14 protein-coding genes, 1 riboswitch and 2 other annotated features are annotated in these 15,037 nt (G+C 35.6%); all 14 genes read right to left on the bottom strand.

The window, feature by feature from the left end:
* Position 1 precedes the first annotated feature (1 nt).
* Positions 2–634: an MOSC domain-containing protein gene (locus tag JJJ02_RS01580; protein WP_240837036.1), complete on the bottom strand. Its 633-nt coding sequence runs from the start codon at positions 632–634 to the stop codon at positions 2–4.
* A 103-nt stretch (positions 635–737) separates the two neighbouring features.
* Positions 738–2,102, bottom strand: a complete 1,365-nt coding sequence (locus JJJ02_RS01575) for a hypothetical protein (protein WP_239242510.1) — start codon at positions 2,100–2,102, stop codon at positions 738–740.
* A gap of 31 nt (positions 2,103–2,133) precedes the next feature.
* Entirely contained in the window at positions 2,134–3,156 is a 1,023-nt protein-coding gene (cobA, locus tag JJJ02_RS01570) for a uroporphyrinogen-III C-methyltransferase (RefSeq protein ID WP_239242511.1), read from the bottom strand.
* Positions 3,144–3,458 carry a nitrite reductase (NAD(P)H) small subunit gene (locus tag JJJ02_RS01565; protein ID WP_111715394.1) on the bottom strand — a complete coding sequence of 105 codons (315 nt, stop codon included), beginning with the start codon at positions 3,456–3,458 and terminating at the stop codon, positions 3,144–3,146. The genes cobA and JJJ02_RS01565 overlap by 13 nt, the downstream gene beginning before the upstream one ends.
* A 2-nt stretch (positions 3,459–3,460) precedes the next feature.
* On the bottom strand, positions 3,461–5,863 hold the full coding sequence (gene nirB, locus JJJ02_RS01560; RefSeq protein ID WP_239242512.1) for a nitrite reductase large subunit NirB: 2,403 nt from the start codon (positions 5,861–5,863) through the stop codon (positions 3,461–3,463).
* Positions 5,864–5,891: 28 nt separating this feature from the next.
* Positions 5,892–6,317, bottom strand: a complete 426-nt coding sequence (locus JJJ02_RS01555; RefSeq protein WP_239242513.1) for a precorrin-2 dehydrogenase/sirohydrochlorin ferrochelatase family protein — start codon at positions 6,315–6,317, stop codon at positions 5,892–5,894.
* Positions 6,298–7,029 (bottom strand): sirohydrochlorin chelatase, encoded by a 732-nt coding sequence (locus JJJ02_RS01550; RefSeq protein WP_239242514.1) that lies wholly within the window; start codon positions 7,027–7,029, stop codon positions 6,298–6,300. The genes JJJ02_RS01555 and JJJ02_RS01550 overlap by 20 nt, the downstream gene beginning before the upstream one ends.
* Before the next feature lie 270 nt (positions 7,030–7,299).
* Entirely contained in the window at positions 7,300–7,659 is a 360-nt protein-coding gene (gene rplT, locus JJJ02_RS01545; RefSeq protein WP_111715401.1) for a 50S ribosomal protein L20, read from the bottom strand.
* A gap of 30 nt (positions 7,660–7,689) precedes the next feature.
* Positions 7,690–7,890, bottom strand: a complete 201-nt coding sequence (rpmI, locus tag JJJ02_RS01540; RefSeq protein WP_012657249.1) for a 50S ribosomal protein L35 — start codon at positions 7,888–7,890, stop codon at positions 7,690–7,692.
* 12 nt (positions 7,891–7,902) lie between these two features.
* Positions 7,903–8,439, bottom strand: coding sequence for a translation initiation factor IF-3 (infC, locus tag JJJ02_RS01535; protein ID WP_099579968.1), 537 nt, complete (start codon positions 8,437–8,439; stop codon positions 7,903–7,905).
* 18 nt (positions 8,440–8,457) lie between these two features.
* Positions 8,458–8,583, bottom strand: a sequence feature (ribosomal protein L20 leader region).
* Between the two features lie 37 nt (positions 8,584–8,620).
* Positions 8,621–10,111: an amino acid permease gene (locus JJJ02_RS01530; protein WP_239242515.1), complete on the bottom strand. Its 1,491-nt coding sequence runs from the start codon at positions 10,109–10,111 to the stop codon at positions 8,621–8,623.
* Between the two features lie 74 nt (positions 10,112–10,185).
* Positions 10,186–10,356, bottom strand: a riboswitch (Lysine riboswitch).
* Positions 10,357–10,481: 125 nt separating this feature from the next.
* Positions 10,482–12,410 (bottom strand): threonine--tRNA ligase, encoded by a 1,929-nt coding sequence (thrS, locus tag JJJ02_RS01525; protein WP_239242516.1) that lies wholly within the window; start codon positions 12,408–12,410, stop codon positions 10,482–10,484.
* Between the two features lie 55 nt (positions 12,411–12,465).
* Positions 12,466–12,660: a binding site (T-box leader), on the bottom strand.
* A gap of 96 nt (positions 12,661–12,756) precedes the next feature.
* A complete protein-coding gene (dnaI, locus tag JJJ02_RS01520; RefSeq protein WP_239242603.1) occupies positions 12,757–13,677 on the bottom strand; it encodes a primosomal protein DnaI in 921 nt (306 codons plus the stop codon).
* Positions 13,677–15,032 carry a replicative helicase loading/DNA remodeling protein DnaB gene (gene dnaB / locus JJJ02_RS01515; RefSeq protein WP_239242517.1) on the bottom strand — a complete coding sequence of 452 codons (1,356 nt, stop codon included), beginning with the start codon at positions 15,030–15,032 and terminating at the stop codon, positions 13,677–13,679. Before dnaB ends, dnaI begins: the two co-directional genes overlap by 1 nt.
* Between the last annotated feature and the right edge of the window lie 5 nt (positions 15,033–15,037).

Here is a 15,037-nt window from a genome sequence, read left to right as displayed (position 1 = left end):
ATTATAAATGTTTCGCAAACTTTTCTTTGTGTTCTTCAGGTAAAGCATCAACTTTTAATGCTTTTTCAATCAAAGCTTTGTTCTTCTTATCACCGTAAACTAATTCATTAAACTCATGTAACGTCAATCCAGTTTCATCTTTCTTCATAAGTTCTAACTTGCTATTTGGTGCAACTACACCTTCAATAAGCACTCTAAAGTAACAACCTGTTGCTCGACTTACAGCCATCATCTTTACAATATTCGGTACATTGTGAACCTGTGCAATCGTATTACATGGTCCACGTCCTTCAGTCACTTGAATAAGTGCCTCTCCAAGTTTAAACGTATCGCCAATACAAATCGTATCTTTATCTAGTCCAACAGTCGTAATATTCTCACCGAACAAACTAAATTCTGTATCTATATCCATGTAATCTGACCATAAATCATAATCCTTATAATCATATAAACAGACCGCTTTATTGACACCACCATGACCTTTATAAACATGCTGATCTCCGACAAACCCTGTAACAGTGAGTTGTACTGCATTCTCAATAGGATATTTATAATAAGCAGTTCTCTTCTCTTTACCGTTTACATCAATCTTTTCTATACCACCGATACAAATTCTTTTTAATTCATAATGCATACGCTCACCTCTAATTTTGTATTACTTCAAGTTTATTATTATCAATTACATAAGTAAATAATAAACAGCCACTCAAGTGAGCAGCTGTTATTTCATAAAATCCCTATTTTCTCTTCTTTTTCTTCTTACTTTTCTTCTGAACTACCTGTATTTTACTTCGTTTATATTCAGGCATTTCACTTACTTTCTTACCACCCAAACGCCATAAACGCACTTCCGTATAGACGTCTTTCAAAAGTCGCGTTAATCGTTCAGTTGGTACGACACTAATCATGTTCTTCGCCCCTAAATCTGCTATAAATTCAAATGCAGTTTCAAAACTATCTGTCACACGGAACGTCTCAATAATCTCTGAATAAAGTGCTTCAACTTGTTGATTGTAAATTACTTCACCTTTCATATTGCGTTTTAGTTCAACTTTCAGTTCACGTGTATTATTACTTGGTTCAACATATGCGTTTAATATATATTTATATACCGCTTCTTTTGACTGCGGTATATAATATTCCATATTACTGAACATCTCATCTAAATTTAATTGCTGATGTGAATATAATTCGTGCTTTATCCAGTTTCCTTTGATATTCGGTACTAAATTCGGGAATAACGTTTGAATATCTTTCAAAATCATTTCACGCGTTAATGTTTCTTGATAAAGTTTACCATACACTTGCTGCATGATATCGATGCGTGTAAATCCATATATATTGAAAATACCACGGTAAAATTTAATCTTCTCAATTTCCTCATTTAAATACCCATGTTGCTTTTGATATTTCTTAATATGTGCTGCAACATCATTTGGTAAGAAAAGAATTTCATTAAAAGTATGTGCATACAAGAAGATTTCTATCGTTGCACCTTTCATATATGTAAAATTATCATAGTCAAATTGTAGTGCATTCTCGATATTTAACAGCAGCTCGTAATCCATATATTTCAGCATTTTTTCTAGCATCGTGAAATCTTTGAAAAATGATTCATTAATGATATTAATTTGGGTTTGCTTGTCATCTTTAATATCCAATTGATAAAACATGGCGATTGCTTTTAAATCTTCTAACGTAAAATGATTTAAATGTTCTCTTAAAGGTTTGTTTCCATGCGTTTGAATCATTGTATCGATTTCTTCTTCCATCTTCATCTGTTCATTATATTGCGCAATGTTCGTTTCAAACGCTGCGCTTTCATTTTCGATTTCTTCTTCCGATGGTGGTTTTATTTCAGGAAATTCACTATTTAATTCATGTTGATTGTAGATATTGATCATTTCAATCGGCATAAAGAACATCGCACCATTTGTAGCAGGAATGATGTCTGCTTCGACCAAGTTCGGTAAAACGACTTCTGTTTGAATACTATCTCGATTAATGTTTAAGCCACGTTCAGCTAAAAGACTTAAATATACATGTTCTGTGTTGTTTAAGTTCGGTAATATCTCTATAAACTTCTCTACATTGATTGTCATTAGATAACTCCTTGATTTAAAAAAGCTTGAACTAATCGTTCAAGCTTTCATTCATTTTAACCTTTGATGGATTGATTTTTATATTGTATCTATTTTCCAGTAAACTTATTGACTCGAGTGAGTCTGTTATGACTTCATCAAAACCATGAAACGATAATATTTCAGAATGGATGTTGAAATACTTACTTTGTACAAGGTCATCGTTTAACTGATCAATTGCATAATAAAATCCACCTTGATCATACATCTCCAGTATTTCTTGCTTGTCGATGGATTTTTGTGAAATGTATAGTTTTCTTAATCCGAACTCCGGTAGTTGTTCATACCATGATAAACCGTCACGCACATTTACTACATCACCGATAATAATCATTGCTGGGTGTGTAACTTTATGTTCTATAACAAGATCGTTTATCGTTGATAAATCTCCTATCACCGTTTTTTGATAACCATAACTTGCATTGCCAATGACTGCTACCTTTAAATGTGCATCCATATCTTTAGACAGGACAGAGACAATTTCAGGTAATGCTTTCATCCCCATATAAAGCGCTAGTGTACCACCTTTAGCCAACGCCTGAAAATCAATTTCGCGCATACTATCTTTTTGTAGATGACCTGTTGAGAAAGTAACATGAGGCGCATGCGCGCGATCAGTTAATGGAAATCCAGAATAGAGTGCAGCCGCACTAGCACTTGTTATACCAGGAATAACCTCATATTCATATTTTTTTTCTAAACTATCTACTTCTTCAGAAAGTCGGCCAAATATACCGGGGTCTCCACCTTTAAAACGCACTACTGTTAATCCTAATGCTGCTTTCTCATTAATAATACGATTGATTTCATCCTGTGCTTTATATTTAACATCTGGATTTTTACCCACATATATAAGTTCGCAATCTTGTTTTGATAATTGTAATAATATCGGATTGACTAGTCGATCATATATGATGACATCTGCAGTCTTTATTCTTCTGATTGCTTTATAAGAAACAAGACCAGGATCACCTGGTCCAGCTCCAATAAAAATGACTTTTCCTAGTCTATCCATATGAATAACTCACCGTTATCTACTTCTACTTTATATGTTGAAACACATCCATCTGCTTCATCTGGTGCCTGAACCTGTCCATCATTTAAATCAATTTTTCTGTCATGCAGCGGACAGAATACGTAATGTTCACTTACTGTACCTTCTGTTAAAGGACCATTTTTATGAGGACAACGATTGCCGATTGCTTTAATTTCTCCAGATTCTAATAAGAAAATACCGATTTCTTCATCTTTAACAAATACTTTCTTACCGATTTGAGGTTCTAGTTCAGATACATTGAATAATTTGATTTTTTCCATGACTATACGCGCTCCACTTCATACATTTTTCGTTTGTCTTCGTCTGATGCAATTGCCTTCCACGGCTCTTCCTGACGTGCTTTATTGGCATCCATTAAACGTTCAAATAATTCTTTTTGTTTCGCTTCATCAAGCAATACATCTTTTACCTGGTCGAATCCTAGACGTTCCATCCATGGTGCAGTACGTTCACCATAAATACCTGTTTCACGGTAGTATTGCATCATCGCACCACATAATTGAATCACATCGTCTTCAGTTGCTACAGTTGTAAGTAATGTTGCAGCTTTAACTTCCGTACCACCGTTACCACCAACAAAGATCTGGAAGCCATTCTCAACGCCGATAACACCGAAATCTTTCACACCAGATTCTACACAGCTACGTGGGCAACCTGATACCCCAATTTTAAATTTATGAGGTGTATCGATATATTCAAATGTTGATTCAAGTCGAATTGCAAGTTGTGTCGTTAACTGCGTACCAAATCGACAGAATTCTTTACCGACACATGATTTAACAGAACGTAGTTTTTTTCCATATGCTGATGCTGAACGCATGCCTAAATCTTCCCACACTTGAGGTAATTCTTCTTTTTTAATACCATATAAACCGATACGCTGTGCCCCAGTGATTTTCACTAACGGTACATCATATTTCTTCGCAACTTCACCTAACTTAATTAACTGTTCAGGATTTGTAACCCCACCCTGCATCTGTGGAATGACAGAGAAAGTACCATCATTTTGAATGTTTGCATGGAAACGTTCATTTGCATAACGTGAATCTTTTTCATCTTCATGCTCATGTGGCCAGCACATATTTAAGTAGTAGTTGACTGCCGGACGACATTTCGGACATCCACCTAAGTTTTTAAATCCTAATACGTGACGTACTTCTTTAGACGTTTTTAATCCTTTAGCACGAATTTGCGTCACAATCTGGTCACGTGAAAGTTCTGTACATCCACAAATTCCAGTTGGGCCGCCCGCTTCAAATTTATCACCTAAAGTATGAACGAGTAAATCAGCGATTTGTCCTTTACATTTACCACATGATCCACCGGCTTTAGTATGCGCTGTAACTTCTGCAACAGTTGTTAAACCTTTTTCGTGTACTGCTTTAACAATCTGTCCTTTTGAAATACCGTTACATCCACAAATTGTTTCATCGTCTGCCATCGTTTCAACACTGATTGCATCAACTTCACCAGCTTTGTGTAATAAAGATACTAATGTGAATTCCTCGATTGCTTCTTCTTTTTTCATCATATTGTAGAAACGGTTACCTTCTTCAGTATCCCCGTAAAGTACAGCACCTACAACTTTACCTTCTTCTACGAATACTTTTTTATAGACATTATCTAAGCCGTTAAACACTTCAATACCGCGCGTCTTTTCACCTTCATAAATCTTACCGGCAGAGAATAGGTCACAGCCAGATACTTTAAGTGATGTAAATGTAGTTGATCCGTGATAACCATCTGTTGGATTGCCTGTGATATGATCTGCTAATACTTTCCCTTGTTCGTAAAGTGGTGCTACTAAGCCGTATACTTTTGAGTTATGTTCAGCACATTCACCAACGGCATAAATATCCGGGTCACTCGTCTGCATAAAATCATTAACAACGATACCACGACCGATTTCAAGTTCAGCTGCACGTGCTTGTTTCGTTACCGGACGAATACCTACTGCCATTACAACTAAATCTGTTTCAATTACTGAACCGTCACTTAAACGGATTGCTTCAACACGATCTTTACCGATAATTTCTTGTGTGTTTCCTTGTAATTTAAACTTCATGCCTTGTTTCTCTAAATCAGCTTTTAACATTTCTCCAGCTTTACGGTCTAACTGCATTTCCATTAACCATTCGCCTAAATGTACAACTGTAACATCCATGCCCTGGTCTAATAATCCACGCGCACATTCTAAGCCGAGTAATCCACCACCGATGACAACAGCTTTTTTGTAATGACGTGCCTGTTCAATGATGTATTCTGTATCTTTAATTGTTCTCCAGCCGATAACACCTTCAAGTTTCACACCATTTATCGGTAACATGAAAGCAGTTGAACCTGTAGCAATGATTAATTTATCATATGAAACTGTGATGCCTTTTTTCGTTGTTACTGTCTTATTTGCTCTGTCGATTGTTTCAGCTTTATCATCATTGATTAAAGTGATGCCTTGTTCTTTATACCAATCATAATCATTAAGAATCGTTTCCTGTATATCCATCTTCTTCTGTAAAATATTAGAAAGCATAATACGGTTATAGTTTGGATATGGTTCTTCACCGATAACTGTTATTTCAAAAAGATCTGGATTGCGCTCTAAAATTTCTTCAATTGTACGAATCCCTGCCATACCATTACCAATCATAACTAATTGTTGTTTCATATTATTTCTCCTCTGCACATTCGCTCATTTATTTTAATAAATCTTTAATTTTCTGTTTGAGTACTTTACTTTTTTCCGGGCTTGCACCATCGCTTGAAATCATAATTCGCATATCATCATGTTTAAAAGAGGCTACATTAAAGAAATTTGAGTTGCTTTTATTTGAACAATCATTAACAAGTTGATTATCATTCACACATTCCATAACCTGCTTATTAACACCTTCATCATTTGTTGCAATAAACACGATATCATAGTGACTGATATCCTGTTTTGTAAATGGATATGGAATGCATTCAACATCCATTGACGCTATTTCAACATCTATCTCTGGTGCCATGACAGTAATAAACGCACCTTCACCATGTAAGCCGTTTACTTTGCGTTTGGCAATTCTGCCACCACCTACAATCAGTATCTTTTTACCTTCTAAATTAAGCATGACTGGATACATATGCATCCTCCTCAAGTTGTGCCAGTTTATTTAATACACCTTGTGTCATTGCAAAATCTAAATCCAATGTTTCAGTAAAAGATATATCGTATCCTGCTTCTATAAAAGGCTGACTCAGTCTTTTAATCTTACGCACAAGATGACCATCGAATAAGAAATATGGCATTATGATAATTTTGTCTTGCTTATCCATCGTCTTCAGTTTTTCTTCAAAACTTAAATTACCATATAACATTGCTGGTACTAAGTTCTGACCTGACGTCTGCTGCATGACTTCCACCATTTTAGTGAGACGTTCATCTGGTTCAGTAAATCTTTTATTACCATGTGCTGTAATCAGTATCGTTGCATCTTTAAATCCAGAAATAATGCGCTCACTTACCTTGTAGACACTTGGTTCATCTCCGAAACAATCTGCAATGTGGTATGTTATATGTGGATAATCCTTCAATACATCATTAAGCTGTGCTGGAATATCTTCTCTTGCATGCATTGCTGGAAATAAGAGCATTGGCATGACTAAAAATTCTGTGACACCAGCATCTACCATACGGCGTGTAATAATTGGTACATTCTCGTCATCTTTTTCGAGAAAAGCTAACTGCTGTACTGTTTCAGGTCGCTTTGATATTATATTATCTACAAATTCTCTGAAAAGTTGATTTTTATCAGGCATCTTTGATCCATGTGCGATATATATGATTCCTTTCATGTGCCTCCCCCTCAATAAAAGATACATTTATATTATAGCTTATTTAGTTGTGAATATGTTCACATGTATATATGAATAGGGATTTCCCTATATAAATTTTTTTGCAAGTAATTTAATAAGAAATATGTCTTTACTTTTTATTACTTTCGGATTTATTATTTTCTTTGTTTATATATCTCCATCGATTTACCCTCCTTTTTTATTTTAAAAATGGCCATAAAAAAATCTCTAAGTCATCATAACTTAGAGATTTTGAAGATTAATATCTTATTATTTGTTTAAAGCCGCTTTCGCTTGTGCTACGATTTCAGCAAATGCTTTTTCGTCAGTGATAGCGATTTCTGATAACATTTTACGGTTGATATCGATACCAGCAACTTTTAATCCGTTCATTAAACGGCTATAGCTGATGTCGTTCATACGCGCTGCCGCGTTGATACGTGCGATCCATAATTTACGGAAATCACGTTTCTTTTGACGACGGTCACGGTATGCATATTGACCTGATTTCATTACTTGTTGTTTTGCTACTTTATATAATGTATGTTTTGAACCAAAGTAACCTTTAGCTAATTTGATTGTACGTTTACGACGCGCGCGTGTAACTGTTCCACCTTTAACTCGTGGCATTATAATTCCTCCTCAGTGTTTCTAATTTTATTATTTTACGTAAGTTAACATTTGTGCTACTCGTTTTTGATCGCCTTTAGATACTAATGACGCTTTACGAAGTCCACGTTTTTGTTTCGTTGATTTGTTTGCGAATAAGTGTGAAGTGTAAGCTCTTGAACGTTTTAATTTTCCTGAACCAGTTCTTTTAACACGTTTAGCTCCACCACGGTGAGTTTTCATTTTAGGCATGTTTTGTTCCTCCTAGTTTTGTTTTTTGTCGACGATTGGCGCTAACATTAAGAACATTGAGCGACCATCCATCTTTGGCTTTTGTTCAACTGTCGCAAGATCTTTACATTCTTCTGCAAATTTCTCTAACACACGTTGACCAAATTCTTTATGCGTGATTGCACGACCTCGGAATCTGATTGATACTTTAACTTTGTCCTGCTTTTCTAAGAATTTACGAGCATTTTTAAGTTTCGTATTAAAATCATGATCTTCAATCGTTGGACTTAATCTAATTTCTTTAACGACAACAACTTTTTGATTTTTACGTGCTTCTTTTTCTTTCTTTTGTTGTTCAAATTTGAATTTACCGTAATCCATAATTTTGGCTACTGGTGGTTTCGCATTTGGAGCAACTAACACGACATCAAGGTTAACACGTTCTGCAATTTCAATTGCTTCGAACTTAGTTTTAACGCCAAGTTGTTCACCATCATGACCGATTAAACGAAGTTCTCTCGCACGAATTTTGTCATTGATTTGAGTTTGATCTTTAGCTATGGTTGACACCTCCTATTTGATTTACGAAGACAAACAAAAAAGCGAATGCATAATGCACCCGCTAAAAAATAGACATGTCTAACCATGTTATTTAACCCTGTAACTGCTCTTTGCGTCTTCAGGGCGAGAAGCGGGATGCTTCTACTTGTCCGTTTCGTATTCAACAGACTTAAGTATAACAGGCTAATATTTATAAGTCAACATCTATTTTTTCATATTCACTCATATCTGTATCTTGAGATAAATCAACTTCTGTTAAAGGAATCTTACGCGTTTTATATTTTAGTTTGTGGTAGAAATAGAACGCTAAGAATATTGGAATCCCCATATAAGTGATCAAGAAACCATTAAGATCGAACTTACCACCTAATATTAAATCAGTATCCTGACCGATAATTACAAATAAACAAAGAACAAATGCAAATATCGGACCGAATGGGAACCACATCGCTTTATATTTTAATACTGATATATCTTTGTTCTGAGCATAAAATGCTCTTCTGAATCGATAATGACTAATTGCAATACCAAGCCAGGCGATAAATCCTGTTAAACCACTTGCTGCCACGATATATTCGTAAGCACCACTGGCAACACGTTCTACTAAGAAGATGATTACCACCACAACAAACGTTGCAAGTAAACTCGGAATAGGAACGCCTTTGCGATTTGTTTCTGAGAATTTACGTGATGCTAATCCATCTTTACCCATCGCATATAACATACGCGTTGAAGCATACATACCACTATTACCCGCTGATAGAATAGATGTTAAGATAACAGCATTCATAAAGGATGCTGCAAATGCAAGGCCAGCATTTTCAAATACTAACGTAAATGGTGACTTCGCAACACTATCTCCCCCCATTAAGTTAGGATTCGTGTAAGGAATGATTAATCCGATGACGAAAATAGAGAGAATGTAAAAAATTAAAATTCTCCAGAAAACTTGTTTAATCGCTTTCGGAATCGTTTTTTCCGGCTCTTCTGATTCACCTGCTGTAATACCAACAAGTTCTGTACCCTGGAAACTAAATCCGGCTACTAAGAATACGCCAAGAATCGTTAAGAAAGACCCCGTTAAACCATGACCGACAAATGGAGCATCACCTGTCGTGAAGTTATCAAAACCGATAAACTTGCCACCTAATATTCCAACGATTGTTAGTAATCCGATGATTAAAAATAATATAACAGTAGCAACTTTTATAATCGCAAACCAATATTCACTTTCACCATAAACTCGAACTGACAATGTATTTAAAAATAAAATAATTGCTAAAAACACTAAGCTCCATGCCCAACCCGGCAAGAAATCCATCGGTGCCCAGTACTTTATGACGCTCGCAGCAATACTCACATCTGCTGCAACTGTAATCACCCAGTTAAACCAATAATTCCAACCAAGCGCAAATCCAAGAGATGGATCGACGAAGCGTGTTGCATAGGTAGAAAATGAACCTGAAATCGGTAAATATGTTGCCATTTCACCAAGACTTGTCATTAAGAAAAATACCATAATACCAATAATCGTAAACGCAAGTAACGCACCACCTGGGCCAGCATCACGAATCGCTCCTCCAGAGGTCATAAATAAACCTGTGCCGATACAGCCACCAATAGCGATCATCGAAATATGGCGCTTCTTCAATTTTCTTTGTACTCCATTCGTACTTTGCATATATTGACTTCCTTTCAAAAATTAAAAATGAGCACACGTATGATACGCGTACTCATTTGAAAGTATAATCATCAAAATTAAGTAGCGCATCACAAATGTGACAGTCTAACACTTGTTCAATGTTAGCCCAGGATATAATGTTCATACACATTATTCCTTCGGCACTGTTTCCTTTCGATAAACTTCGTTTATGTGTATGACATATCCATCATCTACTCATAAACAGTGCAACCTCTACCTCAACGAGGAATATTAAGTTAGTTACTAATATACATGACATCACTTATTATTTCAACCTCTTTTTATTAATACGTTAAAACATTAAATGACGATTTTCCTTTAAAACATAGACTCATAAAAAATCAAATCATTATTTTTTTAGACGAATCTCATCAACTAAATTCCAGATAAACTCGTCGCGATCTAAAGTTTTAGAATCTTTAGAACCATATTGACGCAGGTTTACTTCATTATTCTCAACTTCTTTATCTCCTACTACAACCTGGTAAGGGACTTTATGCATTTGTGCTTCACGAATTTTGTAGCCCATCTTTTCATTTCGGTCATCAATATGACAACGAACACCTTGAGATTTTAACTCATCATATAATTTACGCGCATAGTCATAATGCACTTCATTAGAAACCGGAATAATTTCTAATTGATTTGGAGCAAGCCAAGTAGGATATGCACCTTTATATTCTTCTGTTAAGAAAGCAACAAATCGTTCCATTGTTGAAATAACACCACGGTGAATAACTACCGGACGGTGTTTCTCGCCGTCATTACCAATGTATTCTAAATCGAAACGTTCCGGTAATAAGAAGTCTAATTGAACTGTAGATAAAGTTTCTTCTTTACCTAACGCAGTTTTAACCTGTACATCGAGTTTTGGACCGTAGAATGCAGCTTCTCCTGGTGCTTCTTCGTAATCTAAGCCCATTTCATCAACTGCTTCTTTAAGCATTGATTGTGCTTTCTCCCACATTTCATCATCCTGGAAATATTTTTCAGTATCTTCTGGATCTCTATAACTTAGACGGAATTTATAATCTTTAAATTTGAAGTCTTTATATACATCTATTACAAGTTGCACGACACGGATAAATTCATCTTTAATCTGATCCGGACGAACGAAGATATGTGCATCATTTAAAGTCATACCACGAACACGTTGTAATCCGCTTACAGCACCACTTGCTTCATATCTGTGCATTGTACCAAGTTCAGCGATACGGATTGGTAATTCACGGTATGAATGTGGTTTATTTTTATAGACCATCATATGGTGTGGACAGTTCATCGGACGTAATACCATTTGCTCATTGTCCATCTCCATAACCGGGAACATGTCTTCCTGATAATGATCCCAGTGTCCAGAAGTTTTATAAAGATCAACTGAACCCATAACTGGTGTATACACGTGGTCATAACCTAATGCAACTTCTTTATCAACAATATAGCGTTCTAATTCACGACGAATTGTAGCGCCATTTGGTAACCATAACGGTAAACCAGGGCCGACAAGTTGATTTGTAGTAAATAACTCTAATTCTTTACCAATCTTTCTGTGGTCACGTTCTTTACGCTCTTCTAAAACCTGAAGATGTTCTTTTAATGCTTTTTTATCGAAGAAGGCTGTACCGTAGATACGTTGTAACATCTTATTATTCGCATCACCTCTCCAGTATGCACCAGCTGTAGATAATAATTTAAATTCTTTAATTTTAGCAGTTGATGGCACATGTACACCACGGCAAAGGTCAGTGAATTCACCTTGAGAATAGATTGTTACATTCTCATCAGCTGGAATCGCATCGATTAACTCCTGTTTGTATGGATCATCGGCAAAAATTTGTTTAGCTTCATCACGACTTACAACACGACGTTCAATCTTAATGTTTTCACCGACAATTTGACGCATTGTCTTTTCAATTTCAGGTAAATCTTCGCTTGAAATTTTATGTTCAGTATCTACATCATAATAGAATCCTTCTTCAATAACAGGACCTACACCGAAATGCACATTACCATACATACGCTTTAACGCTTGTGCCATTAAATGTGCAGTTGAATGACGTAGTACTTCTATACCTTCAGGAGACTCAGGCGTAATGATTTCGATGTCTCCATCTGTTTCAAGAGCCGTTGATAAATCTACCATCTGTCCATTAAATTTTCCTGCTAAAGCTTTCTTCTTTAAACCAGGACTGATTGAACCTGCAATATCCTCAGTTGTAACGCCAGCCTCAAAACTTTTTACATTACCATCTGGAAACTTAACATTAATTTCACTCATTCATAACGCCTCACTTTTTTATTTTATTTTAAACAACAAAAAAGACCCCATCCCAAAAAGGGACGAAGTCAATTCGCGGTACCACCCTAATTACTGATCACTCAGCAACTCTGCATAAGATAACGGTCTTGAGCCGGACAATGATTATTTGTCATACCAATAAGGGAGTAACAATCTAACTTAATTACTGATTCTCAGCACCATCAGCTCTCTAAAAATTAATGATAGACTATCTTATCCTTACAATATTAATATATAAAATTGATTCATTAAATTAATATACAGACGAATTTAGTTTTGTTGTTTGTTAATACATATTATACACTTATTATCGTAATTTTCAAACTTATTTTTCACGGCGATAATTTTTCCCTGATAACATATATTCATCACTTAATGTTTCGATACGCTCCATAATACGTCGCGCCTTCGTCTGTTCTGCACCTTGTTTCGTTATTGATAAATGATGACTTAGTTCTTTAAAATCAAAGTTTGAGCTAAAAAATGTCGGCATATTATTCATCATACGATAATTTAATATCGGCCCTAACACTTCATCACGTACCCATGGTGTTAAGTCTTCTGCACCGATATCATCGAGCATTAGAACAGGCGTATTCTTTACTCGATTTAATCGCTCTGTATATGTACCATCGTTAAACCCTGATTTTAATTCCCGGATAAATTCCGGAAAGTACATTAACGTCGTATAAATATGTCGCTCTTTCAATTCATTAGCGATTGCACCTAAAATAAATGATTTTCCGGTACCGAATGGTCCATGAATATACATACCTTTCGTATCGACACCCTTTGCGATATCTCTGCATACCATCCCTGCACGTCTCACAATATCTATTCTCGTTTTATCATCGAGGTAAATATCTGCAAGCTTTGCATTCAGGACATCTTTTGGCATATGAATTGCCGTTATAAACTGCTTCATCTTTTGTTCTTCATCATAAGCAAGCTTAGAAGGGCATGGTAAATGTCTGATCTTAATGTGATTATTTTCAATATATAGTTCAGGCGTGTGACCAGGGACAAAGTTCTTACACTGGCCATAAGATGCACAATCCTGGCACATAATTGAAGAATCTTTATATTCCTGGAGGACAGATAAATCATTATCTATCATCTGCTCGGTAACATGGTTAGCAGCAATAAACGCACTTATTTCAGGATGTTTTATCGTTTCTTTTTTTATCTTTTCAATACGCTTAAAAATTTCACTGTTAGCGTTTAATATTGAGCCCATCGGTTTCATCATTTATCCTCCTCCCATAATTGATTGAGTTCTTGCTGTAACTTACGACGTTCCGCTTCTAGATCGACATTTTCATCAACTTTATTGCTTGCTATCGGTTCTTCCGTTAACCATTTAGGTGTCATCTCTTTAGAAGGCGGTAAATATTGTTTCGGTCTACTTGATTTATCTTTACGTTCAGTACGTTTCTTATCCATCGATTTTACAAAATGATAAGCTTCCTGACTTGTTTTTAAATTTTGTTTCTTCCAGTTTGAGGCTATCTCTTCAATATACGCCTGCGGGAGTTTCATATCCTTTGTAAACAATACATATTGAATAAGAATATTAAACACGCCATATGGCAGTTGTTCACGTTCTAAAATAGATTCAATCATGCGTTTCTGCTTTAAGGTCGGTTCTGATTTACTGAATGAAGTAAGCATATCGATTGGACTCGTTGTATCCAGCATTTCAAACCAGTTCAGTAGAGTACTCGCTTCCTTATCTTCAGGCTTTATATTATCTGACTGTTCCTGAAACTGCAAAGTTGGTAGTGCACCGTCGTGTTCTATCTTATAGAAATCACGTGCATTTTTGCGTAACGCTTCATGAGAAATCGTTTGATTGCTTGTAAGTGACTTCAAGATAATCTGACGCATTTCTGTAGGTGCAATATCATATAATGCAGCAAGCTGAGAAATTAAATCACGCGTCTTCTTAGGTAATTGTTCACTTGTGATCAGATTCTGTGCCAGCAATGTTTCAAGCATATCAAAATCAAATGTCTGATGATGAATAGGAATACCATACGGGTCACTTTGTTTAATAATCTCACTATTATATTCGAATACAACGGGTTCAGGAGATTTCGGCGTACCAAATACGTCCATATATTTACTTGAAATATCACGATAACCATCATAATCTATATTATTTGTAAAATATCTACTCTTTAACACTTGATATCGATGCTTACCCACCTGCTGATATAAGAACACAGAAAGCATAGGATCATTAAAAAATTGTGCAGGCATTACAGGACTGATTAATTTATAGATAAACTTCTGATTGCTATCATCTATTCTCATATACGTCTTAAGTAAACCAATTGCTTCAAGCCGTTTACGAATCACTTCGAAATGACTCAAATTCATCTTCAGTTCACTTAAGAAAATATAATGAGTGTAATCGTTACTAACCTGGTTATAGTCATTTAAAAACTGACTTAAGAACTGATAGACACCGACACATTCAATACCAATTAAAGGCGTATAAAGTGTCTTAAGAACATCTTCAGTCAGATGCGTACTTATATAGTTTGTCGTGACGGTAAACTGATCCGTACCATTTAATTCCGTAAAATAATGTTGCATGCTGA

Origin of the sequence: Macrococcus sp. PK (assembly GCF_022501545.1) — a bacterium.
Taxonomy (GTDB): domain Bacteria; phylum Bacillota; class Bacilli; order Staphylococcales; family Staphylococcaceae; genus Macrococcoides; species Macrococcoides epidermidis.
Note: the sequence above shows the minus strand (reverse complement) of the source record. Positions and strands in the feature narration are given on the sequence as shown.